The following is a 24,307-nucleotide window of genomic DNA, read 5'->3' as shown; positions in this document are numbered from 1 at the left end:
GGATCTACGTCACAGCGTTCCGTGCAAGTATTGGGCTTTGGCAATTTTGGCTACCTTACCCCGCTGCACCGCCTAATCCGCTTCCTGTTCGTCAGCCCAGCATTTTGCCTCGGGCTTCCTTCAGATTCGCAGTCGCCCGCGACACCCTTGCCTCTGGCTAACACTTCCCCTTGCCGGGTGTGTAGAGGACTTTCACCTCCAAGTCACCAGCGTGGCCACCACAGCCAAGCTGGTTGCGCTTGCGCGCAACGCGCCATGCCTGGCGCACCAAAAGAAAAGGGAGACCCGTCGGCCTCCCTTTAGAGAACTTCGTCCGTGCTCGACGCTTTTGACGTCGGCTCACCTCACGCCGTCTTCTGGACAGTGTGTAGCTCGGGGGCCGGCTCATCCCCGGTGGGGGTGGCGACCGCAGCTGGCCTGATTGGGCGAGCCGCACTGGACTGTTTGTCCGAGCAGTGATTCTGGTGATAAGAATAGGCTCGCGGCGCCGGCAGAGGATTGCGAAGATTGCTCAAATAAACATCACTTGCGCAATTTTTAACCCTGGATAGATAATCCACCGCAATAGTTATGACAAAGGCCTGATTGATGAGCAAACTCGACCGATACGACCTGAGCATTCTGGCGGAATTGCAGCGTGACGCGCGCATCTCCAACCAGGAGCTGGCCGAACGCATCGGCCTGTCCCCCTCGCCATGCTCGCGGCGGGTCAAGCAACTGGAGGACGACGGCTATATCTCCCGCCAGGTGGCCCTGCTGGACCGCAAGATGCTTGGCCTGAGCCTGACGGCTTACGTATTGATCGGCATGGACCGGCATACGCCAGAGCGGTTCGAGAACTTCGAAGCGGCGATTCGTACGTTGCCGCAGGTGCTGGAATGCAGCTTGGTGACGGGGATGGATGCGGACTACCAGCTTAAGGTGGTGGTGCCGGACATGGACCATTATCAAAAATTGCTGCTGGGACACCTCACCCGGATTGAAGGGGTGACGAGTGTGCGGTCGAGTTTTGTGTTGAATCAGGTCTTGAACAGTACGGAACTGCCACTCACTCATCTGCGCAGCTGAAACCCGCTTCTGGTAGGAGCTGTCGAGTGAAACGAGGCTGCGATCTTTTGATCTTGCTCTTTAAAAACAACATCAAAAGATCGCAGCCTCGTTTCACTCGACAGCTCCTACAAGGTTAGGGCCGGGCGACGAATGACTGCGACACACCGACGCAGGTCAATCCTCCACCACTCCCCCATGCCGTATACTCCAGCGCCTTTTAGCCTCGCCCACGCTGGAGATGCCTGATGGATCCTGCAGTATTCGAAGAGTGGATGATGACCGGTCTGGTCAGCATTCTGATCATTTTCATGGGTTTCATCGTCTGGGATCTGGCGAAGAAGTCCAAAGCCGGACGCTTTGGCTCGTTCATCCTGTTCTTCGTACTCGGCTTGGGCGTGGGCGCGTTCGTGATCAAAAGCGTGGTCATCGGCCTGATTGAATCCGGCACGTTATAAACGCGCTGGCACTTCCTTCCACTGGCCCTGATCGAGCCCTTCGATCGACCAGTCGCCGATTCTGACCCGTACCAGACGCAACGTCGGCAAGCCGACCGCCGCGGTCATGCGCCGTACCTGACGGTTACGCCCTTCGCGAATCACCAATTCCAGCCAGCTCGTCGGCACGCTTTTGCGAAAGCGTACGGGCGGGTTGCGTGGCCACAGTTCAGGTTCTTCAAGCTGCCGCGCTTGCGCCGGTAGCGTCATGCCATCGTTCAGCTCCACGCCATCGCGTAAACGCTGCAATTGCTCGGCACTCGGCTCGCCTTCTACCTGCACCCAATACGTCTTCGCCAGTTTGTGTTTCGGGTCGGCGATCCGCGCTTGAAGCTGGCCATCGTTGGTCAGCAGCAGCAAACCTTCACTGTCGCGGTCCAGCCGTCCTGCCGGGTAAATCCCGGGAATCTCGATGTAATCCTTGAGCGTCGCCCGCCCTTCTCCGTCGCTGAATTGCGTCAGCACATCGAAAGGCTTGTTGAACAGAATCAGCTTCGGCTCGGCCGGTGGCGCTTTGGCGACACGGCGCGGGGCAGAGGACGATGGCGCAGGTTTCACGCCAGGGCGGCGGGAAACGGGACGTTGAGGACGAGACATGGGAAAAGGAACATCTAACGGTCAGGGCTGCTAATGCTAGTGCCCTGACCGCCAAATGACCATGACAACTCTCTATTAGCGGAACGGCGGCTCATCGAAGCTGCGCAGTTTGCGCGAGTGCAGCGAGTTGAGTTCGGTGCGCAACAGATCCACCGCCTCGATCCCAATCTTCAAGTGCTGGCTGACCGCGCGCTCATAGAAGGCGTTGGCCGAACCCGGCAGTTTGATTTCGCTGTGCAACGGTTTGTCCGAGACGCAGAGCAACGTGCCGTACGGAACCCGCAAGCGATAACCTTGCGCCGCGATAGTGCCGCTTTCCATGTCCACCGCCACGGCGCGGGACAGGTTGATCAGCGGACGCTCCTGAGCCCAGCGCAATTCCCAGTTACGGTCGTCGTAGGTCAGTACGGTGCCGGTGCGCAGGCGTTTTTTCAGCTCGTCGCCCTTCTCACCGGTGATATTGGCCGCCGCTTGCTGCAACGCCATCTGCACTTCGGCCAGCGCCGGAATCGGAATATTCGGCGGCACGACCCGATCGAGAATCCCGTCGCGGCGCATGTAAGCGTGCGCCAGCACGTAATCGCCAATGGTCTGCGACTGACGCAAACCGCCACAGTGACCGATCATCAGCCAGCAATGCGGACGCAGCACCGCCAGGTGGTCGGTGATGTTCTTGGCGTTGGACGGGCCGACGCCGATGTTCACCAGGGTCACGCCGTGGCCGTCGCTGGCGATCAGGTGATAGGCCGGCATCTGATAGCGGTGCCAAACCACACCGGCGGCAATCGCCGAGGCTTCGCCGTGGTCCATGCTCTTTTCGATGATCACGTTGCCCGGCAACACCATGCGCACGAAACGCGGATCGCTGCGCAACTGTTCCAGGCCATGGACGATGAACTGGTCAACGTAGCGGTGGTAGTTGGTCAGCAGAATCCAAGGCTGCACATGACGCCAGTCGCTGCCGGTGTAATGCACCAGACGGCGCAGGGAGAAATCCACCCGCGCAGCATCGAACAAGGCCAACGGCAGCGGGTCGGTGTTTTCCCAGTCATACAAACCATCGGCGATCCCGTCGGTGGCAGCGGACAGGTCGGTACTCGGGAACACCCGCGCCAGCGTGGCAGCGGTGACGCCGGAACCGGCCAGCTCATCGCCCTGCTCGACCACGTACGGATAAGGAATGTTTTGCTGGCTGATGCCGACTTCCACCGTGACGGTGAAGTCGTGCATCAACGGCACCAGTTGTTCCAGCAAGTATTTACGGAAGGCCGCCGGATGAGTGACGGTGACGCTGTAGGTCCCTGGCAACTGAACCTTGGCGTAGGCGCGAGTAGTCTGTGGGACTTCGCCCTGGCAGAGGTAGGTCAGACGCAGTTCGGGATAACGAAACATCGCACGCTGTTCGGCGTCCGGTTCGACACGATCCTTGAGGTAACGCTTGAGCGCCTGGTTCAGCGCGGTGGTTGCACGATTGTGCAAGAGCGCAAGCCGGTCCACGGCTTGCTCGGCGGTTTGAACGACAATAAAAGCTTCGGTCACGATCAGCATCCTGTGTTCTGACTTGCAGGCCTTCATCTTGCCTGCATCGTCGCTTCACGGGAACAGTGGAGTGTTGATACGCAAGTGCTTTGGTCACCGCAGATCAAATGTGGGAGCGAGCTTGCTCGCGATAGCGGTCTGTCAGGCGACATCTATGTCGGATGTTAATCAGTCATCGCGAGCAAGCTCGCTCCCACAGGAGTCGGTGTCGTTCACTGAAGTGGGGTCGACCTCGCGACAATCGCTTCCACATCCAGCCCACGTGGCAACGCGCCATACACCCGACCGGCCGAACCGAGGCGGCTCGCAATGAAAGCGTCACTGACGGCGGCGTTGCCCGCCTCCAGCAACAGCTTGGCCTGAAGGCCCAAGGCGATGTCTTCGGTGAGCTGCCGCGCGCGATACTGAATGTCGCTGGTGTCTTTGAAGGCAGTCTGCAATTGGCTGATGTGTGCGGCCAGGCGTTTGTCGCCATGACCATCGCCCAATTCGCTGAACAGTACGTCGAGCACGCCCGGCTCCTTGGACAACGCTCGCAATACGTCGAGGCATTGCACGTTGCCGGAACCTTCCCACGTCGAATTGACCGGTGCCTCACGGTACAACCGCGGCAAGATGCTGTCTTCGACATAACCGGCACCGCCCATGCATTCGGCGGCTTCATTGATCATTCCGGGTGCGCGTTTGCAGATCCAGTACTTGCCTACCGCCGTGACCAGCCGAGCGAATTTGGCTTCATGGTCGTCATCCAGATGATCCAGCGCCTGGCCCATGCGCAGGCTCAAGGCCAGGGCGGCTTCGCTTTCCAGGGCCAGGTCGGCCAGTACGTTCTGCATCAAGGGTTGTTCGCTGAGCAATTTGCCGCCGACCTTGCGGTGAGCGCAGTGATGGCTGGCCTGGGTCAGGGCCTGGCGCATCAACGAACTGGAGCCGACCATGCAATCGAAGCGGGTCATGGCGACCATTTCGATGATGGTCGGAACGCCCCGGCCCTCCTCGCCGACCATCCACGCCAACGCACCACGGAACTCCACTTCGCTGGACGCGTTGGAGCAATTGCCGAGTTTGTTCTTCAGGCGCTGTATGTAGAACTGATTGCGCGTGTCATCCGGACGATGGCGCGGCAGCAGGAAACAGGTCAACCCCTTGTCAGTCTGGGCCAGAGTGAGGAAGGCATCGCACATCGGTGCCGAACAGAACCACTTGTGGCCTACCAGCTCATACGCCTGGCCCGGACCACTGGCGCCGACCGGAAAAGCCTTGGTGGTGTTGGCCCGCACGTCGGTGCCGCCCTGTTTCTCGGTCATCGCCATGCCGATGGTGACCCCGGCCTTGTGGGCCATGCCGACGTTGCGCGGGTCGTATTCGGTGGAGAGGATTTTCGGCAGCCATTGCTCCGCCAGATCCGCTTGCAGGCGCATCGCCGGGACGCTGGCGAAAGTCATGGTCAGCGGGCAACCACTACCGGCCTCAGCCTGGCTGTGCAGGTAGGTCATGGCGGCGCGGGCGACGTGGGCGCCGGACTGCGGATGCGCCCAGGGCAACGAAGTCAAACCGTGCTCGACCGCCGTGCGCATCAGTTCGTGATAGGCCGGGTGAAATTCCACCAGGTCGATGCGATGGCCGTAATGGTCATGGCTGCTGAAAACCGGCTTGTTCTGATTGGCCAGGAACCCCGCTTCCATCAGCGGCCCGCCGGCCAGGGCGCCGTAAGCGTCGATCCGCGACTCGGCCCACCCGGCCCCGAAACGCCGCGACCACTCCTGCAACGGCAGGTCGATGCGATACAGGTTGGCGCCGTCCAGCGACGGTGGCTGGTTGGTGACTTCGTGGGTTTCGGCGAACTGATGCAGGTTCATGACGGGGCTCCTTTGGTCAGCCAAGGGACTTCAGTTAAGCACCGCCCCTTGACCGATCAAAGTGTCATATCTGCCTAACTGTCGGCGCTTTCGCCCTGTCTTGGACACAGTACCCGGCGATAGAGCGCTGCCTGCAGATCCTCGAATTTCACCGGTTTGCTCAGGTAATCGATCAAGGCACCGGTCGGGCAGCGTTCCCGATCAATGCTCAAGGCAATCACGAATACCGGCAGTTCGGTGCAGCCCGGCAACGCGCGGATCTGGCAACAGAGGGACGCGCCGTCCAGCGGTGGAAGCTGGCAGTCGAGCAATACCGCATCGAAGGTTTCGCGCTGCAAGTGATCGAGCGCGGTAGCCCCGTTGTCGACGGTACGCACCCGAAACCCAAGCTTGAGCAACATGCCGCGCATCACCAACTGATTGATGCTGTTGTCATCAACCAGCAGGACGGTGCAGTCCTGAGGCAGCCGCAGACGAGGAAATTCCCGGGGCATCAAGGGCACTGACGGCCGCGCCACTACAGGCAGTTCGAACTCGACGTCGAGCTGGAAGCGGCTGCCACGACCAGGTTCGGAGCGGTGAGTCAGTTTTCCACCGAGCAGTTCGACGAGCTGCCGACAGATCGCCAGGCCGACGCCCAGACCGCCGTACTCACGGGTCATCGAGCCGTCGAGTTGGAAGAACCGCTGATACAGTGTCGCCTCCCCCAGATCGGTGAAGCCGATGCCGGTGTCGATCACCGCAAAGGACAGTGCCAGTCGGTCGGGCGCCAACGGTTTACCCGTCACCCGCAGCGCCAGTCCACCGATCCGAGTGAACTTGATCGCGTTATCCAGCAGGCATTCCAGGCATTGCGCCAACTTGGCGCTGTCGCCGTGCAAGCGATCCGCCAGTCCCGGCGTGACCTCGACTTTGAAGTCCAGCGACTTGCTCAACGCGTTGCCCTCGAACTGCAGGCGCAAAGCCTCGACCACGCCGCGCAAACTGAAAACGGCCGGATAGGTCTTGAGCTTGCCGGCCTGCAACTCGGTCAGAGTGAGGATGCCGTTGACCATACGCATCATGTCTCGCGCGGAACCGGCGGCCGTCTGCTGATATTGCTCCAGCTCCGGGTCCATCTCGACCGTCTGCATCAGTTCCAGCGAACCGATTACACCGTTCATGGGCGTGCGCAGTTCGTGGGTCAGGGTGGCGAGGAATTCGTCCTTGAGCTTGTTACTGTGAGCCAGTTGCTGGTTCAGCACTTCAAGCGTTTGACCGGCATCGAACAGGGTCTGCGCCTGTTGCTCGCGCATGGCGTTAATGCGATCGGCCAGCGCCAGGGACAGCAGCGCCACCTCTATCGCCGAGCCGATCTGGCTGGAATACATGGTCAGGAACACGTTTGGCAGGTAACCCAGCACCATCAGGGTGTTGACGATGCCGCCGAGCAGGAATGCCGACCAGGCGATGATGAAATACCGCGCCACTCGCAGGCCACGCAGCCAGGCGAAAATCCCTGCGGCAAAAATCATTACGGTGAAGGTCAGTGCCAGCGCCGTCGCCAGGCGCAGGGCCAGGGCGTAACTGGTCATCAACGACAACCCGACAACCACCGCGCTAAACGCAATCAACGCCAACAGTAAGCGGTCGAGCCAACGACTGTGGGTTGCCGTCTGCAAGAAGCCGCGCGCGAACTGGCTGCCGAACAGGCCAGCGCAACCGATGAAAAACGGCGTCGCTGCGTTGGCCCACCAAGGATTGTTCGGCCAGAAATACTCCACGGCCGCGCCGTTCACTGACAGCTGATACAAGCCGAACGAGGCGATATAGAAGATGTAATAGAGGTAGCTGGTATCGCGCACACTGAGATAGATGAACAGGTTGTACACCAGCATCCCCAGCAACACGCCGTAGATCAGCCCCAGCACATACAGTCGGATCGGTTGCTCTTCCAGGTAGGCAGTGCTCGACCATAGGGTGACCGGCGCCTGGATCGACCCTTCACTTTGCAGGCGCAGGTACAGGGTTTGCGCTTGATCAGGAGTGAAGCTCAGATCGAACAGGTAGTTGTTCTGGCGGATTTCGCGACTGTCGAACGGCAAGGCATCGCCAGTCTGGCGTGCCAGTTGATAGCCACCGGCCGCATCGGGCAAATAGAGATCAATGTGATCAAGGGGCGGATAGGCCAGTTCCAGCAACCAGGTGCGTTGCACCGCGGGGTTGTTCGGGCGGTAATGCAGGTCAATTTTCAGCCAGAACACTGAACGCGAGTAACCGGCGTTGAGGGTGGCTTTATCGTGGGGCTTGAAGTTTCCGGCCGCGGCCTGCGCACGGACATCGGCGATGGTCGCCTGACCGCCCGCGTCTTCGAACACCTGCAAGGTTCGGCCCAGGGGAAGGCTTTGAGTGAATTCGTCGAATTCGACTGCACTCGCCATGAGGGGCAAGCACAACAGCAACATCAGCAAATAGCGCATTTAAGCCCCAGCGTGGCCTGTCCGGTTATCTCAGGAAGCCCCTCATTCCTTTTGAGTAGACGTAAAACCGGTATTACCTGTTATTGGTTTGGATCCACTCTAGCATAGCCGTTGGTGGCCATTGAACACCATTGAAATTTTTCCTACAAAGGCTCTAGCACGGGCGTTCCAGCTCTACGCATTGGACTGGAGATGTTTGCCCGTCCAGTTAGTGAAAGCGCTCATTCCCTGTAGCAGCTGGCGAAGCCTGCGTTCGGCTGCGCAGCAGTCGTAAAACCTGAACACGCGGTCTGCCTGATACACCGCGACTGACTTCACGACTGCTACGCAGCTCAACGCAGGCTTCGCCAGCTGCTACATGGGCCGCGTCATGACTCGCTGGTCGACTGGTGGTAAGCTCGCGCACCATGAATATCTACAGCTCTCGCCCCGTTGTCCTCTGTCTCTCCGGCCACGACCCAAGTGGTGGCGCCGGCTTGCAGGCAGATATCGAAGCCCTGCTCGCTCAGGGTTGTCATGCGGCCCCGGCCGTCACCGCCCTGACCGTGCAAGACACGGTCAACGTCACTGACTTCCGCGTCCTCGACCGTGAGTGGGTGTTGGCCCAGGCCAATGCCGTGCTCAACGACTCGACGGTCGCGGCGGTGAAACTGGGCATGCTCGGTTCCCTGGAAATGGTCGACACCGTGGTCGAACTGTTGTCGGCGCACCCGCATTTGCCGGTGGTCTGCGACCCGGTGCTGCGCGCCGGTGGCGGCGGACGCCTGGGCAAGGACGAAGTCGGCTACGCCATGCGCGAGCGCCTGCTGCCTCTGTCGATCATCGCCACCCCAAACCTTCCCGAAGCCCGCATCCTCGCCGAACTGCCCGAAGGCACCGCGGACGAGTGCGCTGAAAAACTCCTGCCATTCGTCAAACACCTGCTGATCACTGGCGGCCATGGCGATGAACACGAGATCCACAATCGCCTGTACAGCCGCGACGGTCACCGCGAAACCTTCACCTGCCAGCGCTTGCCCGGCAGTTATCACGGCTCCGGTTGCACGCTGGCCAGTGCCCTCGCCGGTCGTCTGGCCCTCGGCGAAAATCTCGCCAGTGCCGTGCAGACCGCGCTTAACTACACGTGGCGCACCCTGCGTGATGCGGAGCAGTTGGGCAAAGGCCAGTTCGTACCGCGCCGCCTGCCGCTGGATTTCTGTTCGTAACTGTCCATGCGTAAAGCAAAAAGGATTGCCCGATGAAGCTACGTGGCCTGTACGCCATTACCGATAGCCAGCTGCTGGCAGGTAAATTTCTTTCGTACGTGGAGGCGGCGCTGGAAGGCGGCGTCACCCTGCTGCAATACCGCGACAAGAGCAGCGACGAGGCCCGCCGTCTGCGCGAGGCCGAAGCCTTGCGCGATCTGTGTGAACGCTACAAAACCCAGTTGATCATCAACGACGATGCCGAACTCGCTGCACGCCTGAACGTCGGCGTGCACCTGGGCCAGACCGATGGCCCGCTGATGCCGGTTCGGGCACTGCTCGGTCGCCAGGCGATCATCGGCTCGACCTGCCACGCGCAACTCGAACTCGCCGAGCAAGCGGCCAAGGAAGGCGCCAGTTACGTCGCTTTCGGTCGTTTCTTCAACTCCAACACCAAACCCGGTGCACCGACTTGCAGCCTCGAATTGCTCGACCAGGCCCGCAGCAAACTGCACCTGCCGATCTGCGCGATTGGCGGCATCACCCTGGAAAACGCCGCGCCACTGGTGGCCCACGGGGTCGATCTGCTGGCGGTGGTCCATGGCCTGTTTGGCGCCGAGAGCACGGCTGAAGTGACACGCCGCGCCCGCGCATTTAACGAACTGCTACGTAATTAAATAGCTAAATCTGATTTGAGAGCCCCATCATGTCTCGTTCCGAAACCCTGTTTGCCAATGCCCAGAAACACATTCCCGGTGGCGTGAACTCGCCTGTTCGCGCGTTCAAAAGCGTTGGCGGCACACCGCTGTTCTTCAAACACGCGGAAGGCGCCTACGTCACCGACGAAGACAACAAGCGTTATGTGGATTACGTCGGTTCCTGGGGGCCGATGATTCTCGGCCACAGCCACCCGGACGTGCTGGACGCCGTGCGCAAACAGCTTGAGCACGGATTGTCCTACGGCGCGCCGACCGAGATGGAAACCCAGATGGCTGATCTGGTCTGCTCGATCGTGCCGTCGATGGAAATGGTGCGCATGGTCAGCTCCGGCACCGAAGCAACCATGAGTGCTATCCGTCTGGCCCGTGGTTTCACCGGCCGCGACAGCATCATCAAGTTCGAAGGCTGCTACCACGGTCACTCCGACAGTCTGCTGGTCAAGGCCGGCTCCGGCGCCCTGACCCAAGGCGTGCCGAGCTCGGCCGGTGTGCCGGCGGCCTTCGCCAAGCACACCCTGACCCTGCCGTTCAACGACATCGACGCCGTAGCAACCCTGCTCGCCGAAGTCGGCCCGGACGTGGCGTGCATCATCGTCGAGCCAGTGGCCGGCAACATGAACTGCGTACCGCCGGCGCCAGGTTTCCTCGAAGGCCTGCGGCCCCTGTGCGACAAGCATGGCGTGGTATTGATTTTCGACGAAGTGATGACCGGTTTCCGTGTCGCCCTCGGCGGTGCACAAGCCCACTACGGCGTGACGCCAGACCTGACCACCTTCGGCAAAATCATCGGTGGCGGCATGCCGGTGGGCTGCTTCGGCGGCAAGCGCGAGATCATGTCGCACATCGCGCCATTGGGCCCGGTCTATCAGGCTGGCACCTTGTCGGGTAACCCGTTGGCCATGGCTGCGGGCCTGACGACCCTGCGTCTGATCAGCCGCCCTGGTTTCCACGCCGAGTTGACTGACTACACCAGTCGCCTGCTCGATGGCCTGCAACAACGCGCGGATGCCGCGGGCATTCCGTTCGTGACCACACAGGCCGGCGGCATGTTCGGTCTGTACTTCAGCGGCGCCGACGACATCGTGACCTTCGATGATGTGATGGCCAGCGACGCCGCCCTGTTCGGGCGCTTCTTCCACCTGATGCTCGAAGGCGGCGTGTACCTGGCGCCGAGCGCCTTCGAAGCCGGCTTCACCTCGATCGCCCATGGCGAAACCGAGCTGAAACTGACGCTGGATGCCGCCGAGCGCGCATTTGCTGCATTGAAATAACGCTGTGCCGCTGACGTTGGCGGTTGCCAGCGTCAGCTTTCACCTGCTTTCCCACCCTTATTCCTACGCTTCTGCTCAAAATCCGCAGCAAAGTGGGCGATATATTCCCCGCGCAGCAGAAAAACGAGTAAAGACTTTGTAAGGTTGGCCCTGCTTATTTCATAATGCGCGCTTATTGGATCCCTCGATGGGTCCGCGCGCCCTTCAGAGGTAAGTCGATTCCCATGAACCGCACCGGCCGCGCCCTTGCATTGGGCTGCCTGTTGCTCCTTCAGCCCCTGCTCGCGCTCGCACAAGCAGGCGGCAACTCGTTGTTAATCCCAGCGATGGGTCGTTGCACCCTCAATACTCAGCCACAAGACCTGGCACAGGCGCTTGCCGCCTGCCAGAAAGCGTCGGATGAAGGGGATGCGCAAGCGCAATACGAGTTGGGTGAGTTCTACTACGACGGCAAAAATACGCCGCGCGACCTCAAAAAAGCCCTGGGCTACTTCGAAAAGGCCTCGTTGCAAGGCCATGCTCAGGCGCAGTTCAAACTTGGCACCATGTTTTTCCACGGCGAAGGCGTACCGGCCAATAACGTTCAGGCGTATATCGTGCTGAAAATGGCTGCGGTCAATGGCGCTGAAGAAGCGTTGGACACCGCCGACGAAGTCGCCGAGAAAATGCCTCGCGAAGAACTTGAAGTGGCTACCCAGGTGCTCGGGCAAATCTTCCGCAAATATCTGATGGAATTGCAGAGCGCCGATGGGCGTACGCCGTTCTCGCCCCTTCCCTGATTTCTGCGTTGTTCTGACTGACCCCTTCGCGAGCAGGCTCGCTCCCACAGTTGATCTTTGGCGCACACAAATATTGTGTACGCAGACGATCCATTGTGGGAGCGAGCCTGCTCGCGAAGGCGGCGACTCGGTCTTGAGGCTTACTTCTCAGGCATCGGCATCGGAAACGGCATGACATTGCCGACCGCGCCGCGGGCTTCGCTGATTTTCGGCGTACCGAGGCGCTCGACTTCGTCGATCCGCACGATCGAATGCATCGGCACAAAGCTGCGCACAACGCCTTCGAACTGAGCCTTGAGCTTCTCTTCGCTCGGATCGACGACCACTTGCGTGCGCTCGCCAAAGACGAACTCTTCCACTTCCAGGAAGCCCCACAGATCACTTTGATAGATCTGCTTGGCATACATTTCGTACACCTGGCCCTGGTTGAGGAAAATCACCTTGTAGATTGGAGCTTCACGTTTGGTCATGGTGGGCGAGCAACACATCGGGGATAAAAATGAGGGCGCGAACTATAGCATAGCCACCGGACGCACAGCGGTAGGAACCTTGGGTCATGTTCCCTATAATGCGCGGTTCTTTGAATCACGTGATGACTCTTTCCATGGCCAAGAAGCTTTACATCGAAACCCACGGTTGCCAGATGAACGAGTACGACAGCTCGCGCATGGTCGATCTGCTGGGCGAACATCAGGCCCTGGAAGTCACCGCTCGCGCCGAAGATGCCGACGTGATCCTGCTCAATACCTGCTCGATCCGCGAACGCGCCCAGGACCGTGTGTATTCCCAACTCGGCCGCTGGCGCGAACTGAAACTGGCCAACCCGGACATGGTCATTGCCGTTGGCGGTTGCGTGGCCAGCCAGGAAGGCGCTGCAATTCGCGACCGCGCCCCTTACGTGGACGTGGTCTTCGGTCCGCAGACCCTGCACCGCCTGCCGGAAATGATCGACGCCGCCCGCGCTACCAAGCTGCCGCAAGTCGACGTCTCGTTTCCGGAAATCGAAAAGTTCGACCACTTGCCCGAGCCGCGCATCGATGGCCCAAGCGCCTACGTGTCGGTCATGGAAGGCTGCAGCAAGTACTGCACCTTCTGCGTGGTGCCTTACACCCGCGGCGAAGAAGTCAGCCGACCTTTCGATGACGTGATCGCCGAGATAATCCACCTGGCTGAAAACGGCGTGCGCGAAGTGACCCTGCTAGGGCAGAACGTCAACGGTTACCGTGGGACCACTCACGATGGACGCCTGGCGGATCTCGCCGAACTGATCCGCGTCGTGGCCGCCGTCGATGGCATCGACCGCATCCGCTACACCACCTCACACCCGCTGGAGTTCTCCGATAGCCTGATCCAGGCCCACGCCGACGTGCCGGAACTGGTCAAACACCTGCACTTGCCGGTGCAATCGGGCTCGGACCGAATCCTGGCGGCGATGAAGCGCAACCACACCGCGCTGGAATACAAATCCAAACTGCGCAAGCTGCGTGCTGCCGTGCCGGGGATATGCATCAGCTCGGACTTCATCGTCGGCTTCCCGGGCGAGACCGAAAAAGACTTCGAACAGACCATGAAGCTGATCGAAGACGTCGGTTTCGACTTCTCCTACTCGTTCGTCTATAGCCAGCGCCCGGGCACTCCAGCTGCCGATCTGGCCGACGAAACGCCGGAAGCGCTGAAAAAAGAACGCCTGAACGCCCTGCAACATCGCCTGAACCAGCAAGGCTTCGAGATCAGCCGACAAATGGTCGGTTCGATCCAGCGGATCCTGGTGACCGATTATTCGAAAAAAGACCCCGGCGAACTGCAAGGCCGGACCGAGAATAACCGCATCGTCAATTTCCGCTGCGACAATCCGACGTTGATTGGTCAGTTCGCCGATGTGCACATCGACGCCGCTCAGCCGCACTCGCTGCGGGGCTCGCTGATCCAGTAACACCTCATTACCCTGTGGGAGCGAGCTTGCTCGCGATGGCGCCAGCTCAGACAACTTAAATGTTGAATGTCAGACCGTCATCGCGAGCAAGCTCGCTCCCCAGGGGCAGGTGTTCAACATTGGTCTGTATAAGACCTTTCGCACCCAGGCCACTGGCGTTATCCTTAATTTCATCTTAATTGCCCCAGGGCGGCTAAATACGACCTTGAACGCACCCATAGAACCACATCGTTTTATCCTCGAGCCTTTTGAAGCTCGCCGCTTCGCCAATCTGTGCGGGCAATTCGACGAGCATCTGCGCTTGATCGAACAGCGCCTGACCATCGAGATCCGTAACCGCGGAAACCAGTTCGAACTGATCGGCGACCCCAAGCACACCACCTCCGCGGAAAACCTCCTGCGCCGTCTGTACCGGGAAACCAAGGGTACCGAGCTGTCGCCGGACATGGTTCACCTGTTCCTGCAGGAATCGGCCGTCGAAGAGCTGGACAACGTCTCCCCCTCCGAACCTTCCGTCGCCCTGCGCACCAAAAAAGGCATGATTCGCCCTCGCGGCTTGAATCAGTTGCGCTACGTGAAGGAAATCCTCGGAAACGACATCAACTTCGGCATCGGCCCGGCCGGTACCGGCAAGACCTATCTGGCCGTTGCGTGCGCGGTAGACGCGCTGGAACGCGAGCAGATTCGCCGCATCCTGCTGGTGCGTCCGGCGGTTGAGGCGGGCGAAAAGCTCGGCTTCCTGCCCGGCGACCTGTCGCAGAAGATCGACCCGTACCTGCGCCCGCTCTACGACGCACTCTACGAAATGCTCGGCTTCGAACACGTCGCCAAGCTGATCGAGCGTCAGGTGATCGAAGTTGCACCGCTGGCCTACATGCGCGGTCGCACCTTGAACAACAGTTTCATCATCCTCGACGAAAGCCAGAACACCACCGTCGAGCAGATGAAGATGTTCCTGACCCGGATCGGCTTCGGCTCCACGGCAGTCATCACCGGTGACATCACCCAGGTCGACCTGCCGAAAGGCACCAAGTCCGGGCTGCACCATGTGATCGAAGTGCTCAAAGACGTGCCGGGAATCAGCTTCACTCATTTCAAGCCCAAGGACGTTGTGCGCCATCCGCTGGTGCAACGCATCGTCGAAGCCTACGAGCGTTACGAAAACCGGGTGACCGATGAAGCGCCAAAGGATAGCCGCCGCGATGCTTGAGCTTGATCTGCAACTGGCTACCGAAGCGCCTGCCCCAAGCGAAGCCGAGTTCCGCCAATGGTGCGAACTGGCGCTGCGCCAGCGCACAGCCGACTCCGAAATGACCATCCGTTTGGTCGATGAAGAGGAAGGTCGCGAGCTGAACCACACCTGGCGGCAAAAGGATTACGCCACTAACGTCTTGTCGTTTCCTGCCGATGTGCCCGACGAGTTTCTCGACATCCCGCTGCTGGGCGATCTGGTGATCTGCGTGGCGGTGGTCGAGCGCGAAGCAGCCGAACAAGGCAAGGCACTCAAGGCCCATTGGGCTCATCTGGTCATTCACGGCTGCTTGCATCTGTTGGGTTACGACCATATAGATGACGATGAAGCCGAAGAAATGGAAGCACTGGAACGAACGTTGCTTGCAGAGTTGGGCCATCCCGACCCGTATGCGGACGACGAAACAGACACATCCCCTATCGTTACAACAAAGGATTCAGAGTAATCGCTATGAGCGAAGATCGATCGAGCAACGGGCAAAAGTCATGGCTGGGTAAGCTCACCCAGGCTTTTGCCCACGAGCCGAAGAACCGCCAGGAGCTGCTGGAGCTGCTGCGCGATGCACACCAAAACAAGTTGCTGGACAGCGAAGCGCTGGCCATCGTCGAAGGCGCCATCCAGGTTGCTGACCTGCAAGTACGGGACATCATGGTCCCGCGCTCGCAGATGATCAGCATCAAGGCGACCCAGACACCCCGCGAGTTCCTGCCTGCCGTGGTCGACTCGGCCCACTCCCGCTACCCGGTGATCGGCGAAAGCCACGATGACGTGATGGGCGTGTTGCTGGCCAAGGATTTGCTGCCGTTGATCCTCAAGGAGAACGGCGACAGCTTCAACATCAAGGACCTGCTGCGCCCGGCCACCTTCGTGCCCGAGTCCAAGCGTCTGAATGTGCTGCTGCGCGAGTTTCGCGCCAACCACAACCACATGGCCATCGTCATCGACGAATACGGCGGTGTGGCGGGTCTGGTGACCATCGAAGACGTGCTGGAACAGATCGTCGGCGACATCGAAGACGAGCATGACGTCGAAGAAGACAGCTACATCAAGCCGCTGCCCAGCGGTGACTTCCTGATCAAGGCCCTGACGCCGATCGAGAACTTCAACGAGTTCTTCGACAGCCAATTCTCCAACGACGAATTCGACACCGTCGGCGGTCTGGTGATGAGCGCGTTCGGGCACTTGCCAAAACGCAACGAAATCACTGAAATCGGTCCGTATCGCTTTCGCATTTTGAACGCCGACAGTCGTCGAATTCATCTGCTGCGTTTAACACCTATTGCCCGTTAAGGATTGACATGCTCCGCGCAACCCGCCCCGGCTGGCCCGGTAACCTGCTGGCCGTGGTGGCCGGTGCAATCACCACCCTGGCCCTGGCGCCGTTCGATATCTGGCCGTTGGCGTTGCTGGCGGTCGGTTTCTTCTATGCCGGCTTACGCAAGCTGAACCCACGTCAGGCCCTGGGCCGTGGCTGGTGTTTCGGTTTCGGCCTGTTTGGCGCTGGTACCAGTTGGATCTACTACAGCATTCACCACTTCGGTGGTGCTTCGGTGCTGCTGGCCGGTTTCCTGATGCTGATCTTCACGGCGGCGATTGCCTGGTTCTTCGCCCTGCCCGCCTGGATCTGGGCGCGCTGGCTGCGCCGTAACGAAGCACCGTTGGCCGACGCCCTGGCGTTCGCGGCGTTGTGGGTCGGTCAGGAAGCCTTTCGCGGCTGGTTCCTGACCGGTTTCCCCTGGCTTTATTCCGGCTACAGTCAGCTCAACGGCCCGCTGGCCGGGCTCGCGCCAGTCGGCGGAATGTGGCTGATTTCCTTCACCCTGGCCCTGACGGCCGCGCTGATCTATAACGCTTTGCGTCTGGTGCGCACCGGCCGCAAAGGCTTCATCGCCGCGGGTGTGTTGCTGCTGGTCGGACCTTGGGTGGCCGGCATGGCGCTCAAGGAGCATGCCTGGACCAGCCCGGCGGGCGCACCGCTGAGTGTCGCGGCGATTCAGGGCAACATCGAACAGAGCATGAAGTGGGACCCGGCGCAGCTCAACGCGCAGTTGGCGCTGTACCGCGACATGAGCTTCAGCTCGAAACCGGTCGACTTGCTGATCTGGCCGGAAACGGCCATTCCGGTGCTCAAGGAGTCCGCCGAGGGCTACCTGAACATGATGGGAAACTTCGCCGCAGAGCGTAAGTCCGCGCTGATCACCGGCGTACCGATTCGCCAGGAAGTCCATCACGAGAAGCGCTTCTTCAACGGTATTACCGTGGCGGGTGAAGGCGATGGCACTTACCTCAAGCAGAAACTGGTGCCGTTTGGCGAATACGTTCCGTTGCAGGAAGTGTTGCGGGGGCTGATCGCTTTCTTCGACCTGCCGATGTCGGACTTTGCTCGTGGCCCTTCCGATCAGCCGATGCTGCAAGCCAAGGGTTATCAGATTGCGCCGTTCATCTGCTACGAAGTGGTTTACCCGGAATTCGCCGCCAGCCTTGCGGCGCGTAGCGATCTGCTGCTGACCATCAGCAATGACACCTGGTTCGGCACCTCCATCGGCCCGCTGCAACATTTACAGATGGCGCAGATGCGCGCGCTGGAGGCTGGTCGCTGGATGATCCGCGCCACCAACAACGGCGTGACCGGTTTGATCAACCCGTTCGGTCAGATCACCGTGCAGATCCCTCAGTTTGAACGTGGCATTTTGTACGGTGAAGTGGTGCCCATGCACAACCTGACGCCTTATCTGGAATGGCGTTCGTGGCCGCTGATCATTGTTTGCGTGTTGTTGTTTGGTTGGGCGCTGGTGGCTAGCCGGATGGCCAAGACCGTTTAGGTATTGCGGCGCCAGTAAAAAGATCGCAGCCTCGTTTCACTCGACAGCTCCTACAGAGTACGCAATCCCCTGTAGTAGCTGTCGAGTGAAACGAGGCTGCGATCTTTTGATCTTCAGCGGTAAAACAACGAATACCCCACCTGCCCCACCGCCTCATTCAACAACTGCCCGCTCTGCCAGATCGACTTGAATTCCGGCATCCAGCCGCCCAGTGGCCGGGCGTTGTCCACGCCTAAAAACCCCACCGGTGCTGGCACCACTTCAAATCCTGCCTTTTTGAAGCTCCAGACGGCTCGTGACATGTGCCAGGCCTGAGTCACGACGACCACGCGTTTGATCCCTTCCGGCAACAACACCTCGGCGCTGAACTGCGCGTTCTCCTGGGTTGTGCGGCTGCGCCCTTCCTGCCAACGCACGGCCACGCCGAAATCATCGCGCAACGAGTCCGCCATCAACTTCGCTTCGGTCGGCGGGGTGCCGTAATGCAGGCCTCCGCTGGTCAGAATCGGCAAACCGGAGGCCTTGGCCAGCCTCGCCGCATAGCGCTCGCGCTCCAGGCCCACGCCCGTTGGCTGGTCAGCGCCCCATGCCAAATCGCCCCGCTCACGTCCCGAACCGAGCACCACGATCGCATCGGCGCGCTGACTCAGCGTTGCCCATTCATCGCGAGCCAGCGGCGCTTCACGCTCCAGCGCCTTGGCGCCCCACTGCACCACCACCGGCAGACTCATCAGCCAGAAGCCGCCCACGCCCAACGCAAAGCAGAATCCGGCAAGGCGCGGCCTTGAGCGGCGCAACCACCAGGCAAGCACCAACAGCAGCAAAAGAATGCCGGGCGGCAACAGGAGTTGTTTAACGAAATATCGAAAAGGCATCGAGCATCTCCAAAAAGATGCCCGAAGCCTAAGTGGGTTGACGCAATGCGACAACAAATACGGAAGGACTATGCTTCACAAATACATCAGACATTGCTTCCAGTGTCCTTACTTGAATTGCAAAGACCGGACCTTTACCGCGTCCCTGCCGGGAACCTTGTCCTTGAGCCAGATGATCTTGGCCGAACGTGGTGCGTCGAGTTGCTTCACTGCTTCAGACAGGCATCCGTGTGTCTCACGTTCACTGCGATCGAGATACGCCTTGACCAGTGCAAACTCTGCGGGGCTCAGGCCACGCAATTCCAGCTCCAGCGGACGCTCATCGCGTAACCGGTCAGCGGTTTTGGCCGCGTCCAGGGCCATTCCCAGACGATCGATCAATCTTTCGTACAGCTCCGGTTTTGTAACTTTTTGCCGTGACTCAACCATCCCTCACCTCATTGAAGATAAGACTCACTCCCCATTTAGAGCTTAGCTTCCATGAACAAACCGGCTGAGCGCTGCGACCAACGGCCCTCGCAGCGGTTTTTGGGCGACCCGCAGCAGCAATCAGGGTTTCCCTCGGTAGAGTGCGGTCATGTATGCTACGGCGCTTCCTGTAACTCCACTTCCAGCTCGTCTGGGCACCGAAACGCCGATTTGGCGTGATCACCGTCCAGCGTTGCATTGAAGAGGATTAGGCCACCCCTATTCAGTTCAAAAGTAGCCATGCACGAACAATATCAGCCCCGTGAAATCGAAGCCGCCGCCCAGTCGTTCTGGGACGAGCAAAAGTCCTTTGAAGTCAGTGAACAGCCAGGCAAGGAGACTTTCTACTGCCTGTCGATGTTCCCTTACCCCAGCGGCAAGCTACACATGGGGCACGTGCGCAACTACACCATCGGCGACGTGATCTCCCGCTACCAGCGCATGCAAGGCAAGAACGTCCTGCAACCCATGGGTTGGGACGCCTTCGGCATGCCGGCGGAAAACGCCGCGATGAAGAACAACGTAGCGCCCGCCAAGTGGACCTACGAAAACATCGCCTACATGAAAACCCAGCTACGCAGCCTGGGTCTCGCGGTGGACTGGTCCCGCGAAGTCACCACCTGCAAGCCTGATTACTACCGCTGGGAACAATGGCTGTTCACTCGCCTGTTCGAAAAAGGCGTGATTTACAAGAAAAGCGGCACCGTGAACTGGGACCCGGTCGATCAGACCGTCCTGGCCAACGAGCAGGTGATCGACGGTCGCGGCTGGCGTTCCGGCGCGCTGATCGAAAAGCGCGAAATCCCGATGTACTACTTCAAGATCACCGCTTACGCGGATGAGCTGTTGTCGAGCCTCGACGATCTGCCGGGCTGGCCTGAACAGGTCAAGACCATGCAGCGCAACTGGATCGGCAAGTCCCGCGGCATGGAAGTGCAGTTCCCGTATAACGTCGATTCCATCGGCGAAAGCGGTGTACTGAAAGTCTTCACCACCCGTCCGGACACCTTGATGGGCGCGACCTACGTTGCCGTAGCCGCCGAACACCATCTGGCGACCCTGGCCGCGCAGAACAACCCTGAGCTGCAAGCGTTCATCGCTGAATGCAAGGGCGGCAGCGTCGCCGAAGCCGACGTCGCCACTCAAGAGAAAAAAGGCCTGCGCACTTCGCTGTTCGTCGAGCATCCGCTGACCGGTGAGAAACTCCCGGTGTGGGTCGCCAACTACGTGCTGATGCACTACGGCGACGGCGCGGTAATGGCCGTTCCGGCGCACGACGAACGTGATTTCGAGTTCGCCACCAAGTACAGCCTGCCAATCAAATCGGTAGTGCGCACCAGCTCCGGCGACACCAACCCGTCCCCGTGGCAAGACGCCTACGGCGAGCACGGCACGCTGATCAATTCCGGCGAGTTCGACGGCCTCGACTTCGAAGGCGCCTTCGATGCCATAGAAGTCGCGCTGATCAAGAAAGAACTCGGTGCCTCGCGCACTCAGTTCCGCCTGCGCGACTGGGGCATCAGCCGTCAGCGCTACTGGGGCTGCCCGATCCCGATCATCCACTGCAATGCCTGCGGTGATGTGCCGGTGCCGGAAGATCAGTTGCCAGTCGTATTGCCGGAAGACGTCGTACCGGACGGCGCTGGTTCGCCACTGGCGCGCATGCCCGAGTTCTACGAGTGCAGCTGCCCGAAATGCGGCGCACCGGCCAAGCGTGAAACCGACACCATGGACACCTTCGTCGAGTCCTCGTGGTACTACGCCCGTTACGCCTCCCCGCACTATGAAGGCGGTCTGGTGGAAAAAGCGGCGGCCGACCACTGGTTGCCGGTTGATCAGTACATCGGCGGTATCGAACACGCGATTCTTCACCTGCTCTACGCGCGCTTCTTCCACAAGCTGATGCGCGATGAAGGCCTGGTGAGCTCCAACGAGCCGTTCAAGAACCTGCTGACCCAAGGCATGGTGATCGCCGAGACTTACTATCGTCGCGAAGCCAACGGCGCCTATACGTGGTTCAACCCGGCGGACGTCGAACTCGAACGCGACAGCAAAGCCAAAGTAATTAGCGCCAAGCTGATCGCAGACGGCCTGCCGGTGGAAATCGGTGGCACCGAGAAGATGGCCAAGTCAAAGAACAACGGCGTCGACCCACAGTCGATGATTGACCAGTTCGGCGCGGACACCTGCCGCCTGTTCATGATGTTCGCCTCGCCACCCGACATGAGCGCGGAATGGTCCGACTCCGGAGTAGAAGGCTCGCACCGCTTCCTAAAGCGTGTCTGGCGTCTGGCTCAAGCGCACGTCACTCAGGGCCTGCCGGGCAAACTGGACGTCGCCAGCCTGAATGACGAGCAGAAAGCCATTCGCCGTTCGATCCACCAGGCCATCAAGCAGGCCAGCCACGACGTCGGCCAGAACCACAAATTCAACACCGCCATCGCTCAGGTGATGACGTTGATGAACGTGCTGGAAAAAGCCCCGCAAGGCACCGCACAGGATCGCGCGCTGGTTCACGAAGGTCTGGAAACCGTGGTCCTGCTGCTGGCACCGATCACCCCGCACATCAGCCACGAGCTGTGGAATCAACTGGGTCACGCTGACCCGGTGATCGACGCCGCTTGGCCGGTGCTGGACGAAAGCGCGTTGGTGCAGGACAGCCTGCAACTGGTCATCCAGGTCAACGGCAAGCTGCGCGGCCACATCGAAATGCCCGCCAGCGCCAGCCGCGAAGAAGTCGAAGCCGCCGCACGGGCCAACGAGAACGTGCTGCGCTTTGTTGACGGTCTGACCATTCGTAAAGTGATCGTAGTGCCCGGGAAACTGGTCAATATCGTCGCGAGCTAATTGGATCAGGCGCCAGGTCATGCCTGGCGCCGAGTAAAACCTTTCGGGCCGCAAGATCGGCCCACATGGTTTCAAGGGGAGCAACAAGATGATCAAACGCAATTTGCTGGTGATGGGCCTTGCGGTCCTGTTGAGCGCCTGCGGTTTCCAGCTGCGCGGCACCGGCACCAATGAACTGGCGATCAAGGAACTCGACCTGAGTGCCCGCAACGCCTACGGCGAAGTCGTGACGCAACTGCGCCAGGTGCTGGAAAGCAGCGGCGTCAAGGTCTACAGCGGCGCACCTTACAAGCTGGTATTGACCGATGAGCAGGAAAGCCAGCGCATCCTCAGCTACGCAGGTGCCGGTCGCACTGGCGAGTATCAGGTGAGCACAGTGCTGAACTACGACATCCGTGGTGAGAGCAATTTGATGCTGCTGAGCGACAAACTTGAAGTGCAAAAAATCTTTATCCACGACGGCAGCAACCTGGTGGGCTCCGACCAGGAAGCCAACGATGCCCGCAAGGAAACCCGTCGTGAACTGGTTCAACGGATGATGCTGCGCCTGCAACAGCTCACTCCGGCTCAGCTGGATCAGATGCAACAGACCGCCAACGCCAAAGCCAAGGCTGAAGCCGATGCATTGGAAGCGGCGCAGAAGGCTGAAGCGCAAACGCCGCGCCAGTCGCCAATCGAACTGCCGCAGCAGTAAGACTTACGGGGCGCTCAGGCGCCCCGTTCGACCTCTCCGATGAAACTCGCCCCCGCCCAACTCGCCAAACACCTGCAAGGTGCCCTCGCGCCGGTCTACATCATCAGTGGCGATGACCCACTGCTGTGTCAGGAAGCCGCCGACGCCATTCGTGCCGCCGCCCGCCAACAGGGATTCGACGAGCGCCAGGTCTTCGCCGCCGACGCCAGTTTCGACTGGGGAACGTTGCTGCAAGCCGGCGCGAGCATGTCGCTGTTCGCCGAAAAACGTCTGCTGGAACTGCGTCTGCCGTCCGGCAAACCCGGTGACAAAGGCGCTGCCGCGTTTATCGAGTACTGTTCACGGCCCGCCGAAGACACGGTGTTGCTGATCAGCCTGCCGAAACTTGATGGCAGTGCGCAGAAAACCAAGTGGGGCAAGGCGCTGGTCGAAGGTCAGCAGACCCAGTTCGTGCAAATTTGGCCGATAGAGGCCAACCAGTTGCCGAGCTGGATCCGTCAACGGTTGTCCCAGGCCGGGCTTTCCGCCAGCCAGGACGCCGTCGAACTGATCGCCGCACGGGTCGAGGGCAACCTGCTGGCGGCAGCCCAGGAAATCGAAAAGCTCAAACTGATGGCCGAAGGTGGTCAGATCACCGTCGAAACCGTGCAAGCGGCCGTCGCTGACAGTGCGCGCTTCGATGTCTTTGGACTGACCGACGCGATTCTCAACGGTGAAGCGGCTCATGCCCTGCGCATGCTCGAAGGGCTGCGCGGTGAAGGCGTCGAACCACCGGTGATTCTCTGGGCGCTGGCCCGGGAGCTGCGTCTGTTGGCCAACCTGTCGCTGCAGTACAGCCAGGGCGTGCCGCTGGACAAAGCCTTCAGCTCTGCCCGACCGCCGGTCTGGGACAAACGCAAACCATTGATGAGCAAAGCCTTGCAACGCTACTCGGCGCAACGCTGGGCGCAGCTATTGCTGGAAGCTCAGCGCATCGACGCACAGATCAAAGGCCAGGCCGCCGGTTCGCCGTGGATGAGTTTGAGTCGGTTGTCGTTGTTGATGGCCGGCCAAAGATTGTCGTTGCCTGCAGAATAAGATCAAAAGATCGCAGCCTTCGGCAGCTCCTACAGACGTACGCAATCCCATGTAGGAGCTGCCGCAGGCTGCGATCTTTTGATTTTTCTTCCTACAAATCACACCTGCATTTGCCCTATAGACAGAACCCTTGGTTCGGCCGATGATTTGCCCCGCAAAACCCACTCACTTGCGAGAAATCATCATGAGCAAAAAGCCATCGAAACATGGCCCCAACAAGGCCAAATCCATCATCGCCCAGCCTCTATTCCGCTGCCGTCAGGAACCAGCCGGCAAGGGCAAAGGCAGCTACCGCCGCGAAGCCTTCCAGTCTAATAGCTGGGAGGCTTCTTACTTTCTGGCGGCCTGAAAGGCAAGCGGTCGCTCAACATGTTAAGGTCTGCACCTG

Annotated in this window: 22 protein-coding genes; 15 read left to right on the top strand and 7 right to left on the bottom strand. The window is 60.0% G+C overall.

The features are described from left to right. Positions 1 to 588 precede the first annotated feature (588 nt). Positions 589 to 1,068 (top strand): Lrp/AsnC family transcriptional regulator, encoded by a 480-nt coding sequence (locus ACIQU2_RS20230; protein ID WP_007937367.1) that lies wholly within the window; start codon positions 589 to 591, stop codon positions 1,066 to 1,068. A 227-nt stretch (positions 1,069 to 1,295) separates the two neighbouring features. Then, positions 1,296 to 1,505: a DUF2788 domain-containing protein gene (locus tag ACIQU2_RS20225; RefSeq protein ID WP_347805715.1), complete on the top strand. Its 210-nt coding sequence runs from the start codon at positions 1,296 to 1,298 to the stop codon at positions 1,503 to 1,505. Here the strand turns inward: ACIQU2_RS20225 and ACIQU2_RS20220 are convergent. The 4 genes from ACIQU2_RS20220 to ACIQU2_RS20205 all read right to left on the bottom strand — a co-directional run bounded on the left by ACIQU2_RS20220 (position 1,500) and on the right by ACIQU2_RS20205 (position 7,998). Further along, the gene (locus ACIQU2_RS20220) at positions 1,500 to 2,141 is read right to left on the bottom strand and encodes a pseudouridine synthase (RefSeq protein ID WP_347805716.1); all 642 of its coding nucleotides are present in this window, start codon (positions 2,139 to 2,141) and stop codon (positions 1,500 to 1,502) included. The two genes, ACIQU2_RS20225 and ACIQU2_RS20220, sit on opposite strands and share 6 nt — an antisense overlap. 75 nt (positions 2,142 to 2,216) lie before the next feature. Next, the gene (gene amn, locus ACIQU2_RS20215; RefSeq protein WP_347805717.1) at positions 2,217 to 3,716 is read right to left on the bottom strand and encodes an AMP nucleosidase; all 1,500 of its coding nucleotides are present in this window, start codon (positions 3,714 to 3,716) and stop codon (positions 2,217 to 2,219) included. A 176-nt stretch (positions 3,717 to 3,892) separates the two neighbouring features. Beyond that, a complete protein-coding gene (locus ACIQU2_RS20210; protein ID WP_403143557.1) occupies positions 3,893 to 5,539 on the bottom strand; it encodes an acyl-CoA dehydrogenase family protein in 1,647 nt (548 codons plus the stop codon). A 74-nt stretch (positions 5,540 to 5,613) separates the two neighbouring features. Beyond that, positions 5,614 to 7,998, bottom strand: a complete 2,385-nt coding sequence (locus tag ACIQU2_RS20205; RefSeq protein ID WP_403143555.1) for a 7TM diverse intracellular signaling domain-containing protein — start codon at positions 7,996 to 7,998, stop codon at positions 5,614 to 5,616. Positions 7,999 to 8,405: 407 nt separating this feature from the next. Here ACIQU2_RS20205 and ACIQU2_RS20200 point away from each other — a divergent pair, with 407 nt between their 5' ends. From ACIQU2_RS20200 to ACIQU2_RS20185, 4 genes are all read left to right on the top strand, one after another. Continuing rightward, positions 8,406 to 9,203, top strand: a complete 798-nt coding sequence (locus ACIQU2_RS20200) for a hydroxymethylpyrimidine/phosphomethylpyrimidine kinase (protein ID WP_008152868.1) — start codon at positions 8,406 to 8,408, stop codon at positions 9,201 to 9,203. Positions 9,204 to 9,235: 32 nt separating this feature from the next. Continuing rightward, positions 9,236 to 9,859, top strand: a complete 624-nt coding sequence (gene thiE / locus ACIQU2_RS20195; protein ID WP_347805720.1) for a thiamine phosphate synthase — start codon at positions 9,236 to 9,238, stop codon at positions 9,857 to 9,859. A 29-nt stretch (positions 9,860 to 9,888) separates the two neighbouring features. Then, a complete protein-coding gene (hemL, locus tag ACIQU2_RS20190) occupies positions 9,889 to 11,172 on the top strand; it encodes a glutamate-1-semialdehyde 2,1-aminomutase (RefSeq protein WP_403143553.1) in 1,284 nt (427 codons plus the stop codon). Positions 11,173 to 11,396: 224 nt separating this feature from the next. Then, positions 11,397 to 11,951: a tetratricopeptide repeat protein gene (locus ACIQU2_RS20185; RefSeq protein ID WP_056744588.1), complete on the top strand. Its 555-nt coding sequence runs from the start codon at positions 11,397 to 11,399 to the stop codon at positions 11,949 to 11,951. A gap of 140 nt (positions 11,952 to 12,091) precedes the next feature. On the opposite strand, the gene ACIQU2_RS20180 is transcribed toward ACIQU2_RS20185, so the two are convergent. Then, positions 12,092 to 12,421, bottom strand: coding sequence for a DUF1820 family protein (locus tag ACIQU2_RS20180; protein WP_007894425.1), 330 nt, complete (start codon positions 12,419 to 12,421; stop codon positions 12,092 to 12,094). A 134-nt stretch (positions 12,422 to 12,555) separates the two neighbouring features. Between ACIQU2_RS20180 and miaB the strand changes: the two genes are divergently transcribed. The 5 genes from miaB (at position 12,556) to lnt (ending at position 17,958) form a co-directional block, all read left to right on the top strand. Then, a complete protein-coding gene (gene miaB, locus ACIQU2_RS20175; RefSeq protein ID WP_033053447.1) occupies positions 12,556 to 13,884 on the top strand; it encodes a tRNA (N6-isopentenyl adenosine(37)-C2)-methylthiotransferase MiaB in 1,329 nt (442 codons plus the stop codon). Positions 13,885 to 14,089: 205 nt separating this feature from the next. After that, a complete protein-coding gene (locus ACIQU2_RS20170) occupies positions 14,090 to 15,094 on the top strand; it encodes a PhoH family protein (protein ID WP_347803390.1) in 1,005 nt (334 codons plus the stop codon). Further along, a complete protein-coding gene (gene ybeY / locus ACIQU2_RS20165) occupies positions 15,087 to 15,581 on the top strand; it encodes an rRNA maturation RNase YbeY (RefSeq protein ID WP_403143550.1) in 495 nt (164 codons plus the stop codon). The genes ACIQU2_RS20170 and ybeY overlap by 8 nt, the downstream gene beginning before the upstream one ends. A gap of 5 nt (positions 15,582 to 15,586) precedes the next feature. Next, a complete protein-coding gene (locus ACIQU2_RS20160) occupies positions 15,587 to 16,426 on the top strand; it encodes an HlyC/CorC family transporter (RefSeq protein WP_347803392.1) in 840 nt (279 codons plus the stop codon). Positions 16,427 to 16,434: 8 nt separating this feature from the next. Beyond that, positions 16,435 to 17,958, top strand: coding sequence for an apolipoprotein N-acyltransferase (lnt, locus tag ACIQU2_RS20155; protein WP_403143548.1), 1,524 nt, complete (start codon positions 16,435 to 16,437; stop codon positions 17,956 to 17,958). A 113-nt stretch (positions 17,959 to 18,071) separates the two neighbouring features. Here the strand turns inward: lnt and ACIQU2_RS20150 are convergent, their stop codons facing one another. Together ACIQU2_RS20150 and ACIQU2_RS20145 are read right to left on the bottom strand one after the other, a co-directional pair. Continuing rightward, the gene (locus ACIQU2_RS20150) at positions 18,072 to 18,833 is read right to left on the bottom strand and encodes a YdcF family protein (protein WP_403143546.1); all 762 of its coding nucleotides are present in this window, start codon (positions 18,831 to 18,833) and stop codon (positions 18,072 to 18,074) included. 108 nt (positions 18,834 to 18,941) lie between these two features. After that, complete coding sequence (locus tag ACIQU2_RS20145) at positions 18,942 to 19,262, bottom strand: hypothetical protein (RefSeq protein ID WP_095130744.1); 321 nt, start codon at positions 19,260 to 19,262, stop codon at positions 18,942 to 18,944. Between the two features lie 279 nt (positions 19,263 to 19,541). On the opposite strand from ACIQU2_RS20145, the gene leuS reads away from it, so the two are divergent. The 4 genes from leuS (at position 19,542) to arfA (ending at position 24,268) form a co-directional block, all read left to right on the top strand. After that, a complete protein-coding gene (gene leuS / locus ACIQU2_RS20140; RefSeq protein ID WP_403143544.1) occupies positions 19,542 to 22,148 on the top strand; it encodes a leucine--tRNA ligase in 2,607 nt (868 codons plus the stop codon). Positions 22,149 to 22,236: 88 nt separating this feature from the next. Further along, positions 22,237 to 22,842 carry an LPS assembly lipoprotein LptE gene (gene lptE, locus ACIQU2_RS20135; RefSeq protein WP_403143543.1) on the top strand — a complete coding sequence of 202 codons (606 nt, stop codon included), beginning with the start codon at positions 22,237 to 22,239 and terminating at the stop codon, positions 22,840 to 22,842. A 39-nt stretch (positions 22,843 to 22,881) separates the two neighbouring features. Next, positions 22,882 to 23,919 carry a DNA polymerase III subunit delta gene (holA, locus tag ACIQU2_RS20130; protein WP_008152842.1) on the top strand — a complete coding sequence of 346 codons (1,038 nt, stop codon included), beginning with the start codon at positions 22,882 to 22,884 and terminating at the stop codon, positions 23,917 to 23,919. A gap of 184 nt (positions 23,920 to 24,103) precedes the next feature. Next, positions 24,104 to 24,268: an alternative ribosome rescue factor ArfA gene (gene arfA, locus ACIQU2_RS20125; RefSeq protein WP_403143540.1), complete on the top strand. Its 165-nt coding sequence runs from the start codon at positions 24,104 to 24,106 to the stop codon at positions 24,266 to 24,268. Positions 24,269 to 24,307: the final 39 nt, after the last annotated feature.

The organism is Pseudomonas sp. NPDC098740 (assembly GCF_044760065.1).
In the GTDB taxonomy this organism is placed as follows: domain Bacteria; phylum Pseudomonadota; class Gammaproteobacteria; order Pseudomonadales; family Pseudomonadaceae; genus Aquipseudomonas; species Aquipseudomonas rossensis.
Note: the sequence above shows the minus strand (reverse complement) of the source record. Positions and strands in the feature narration are given on the sequence as shown.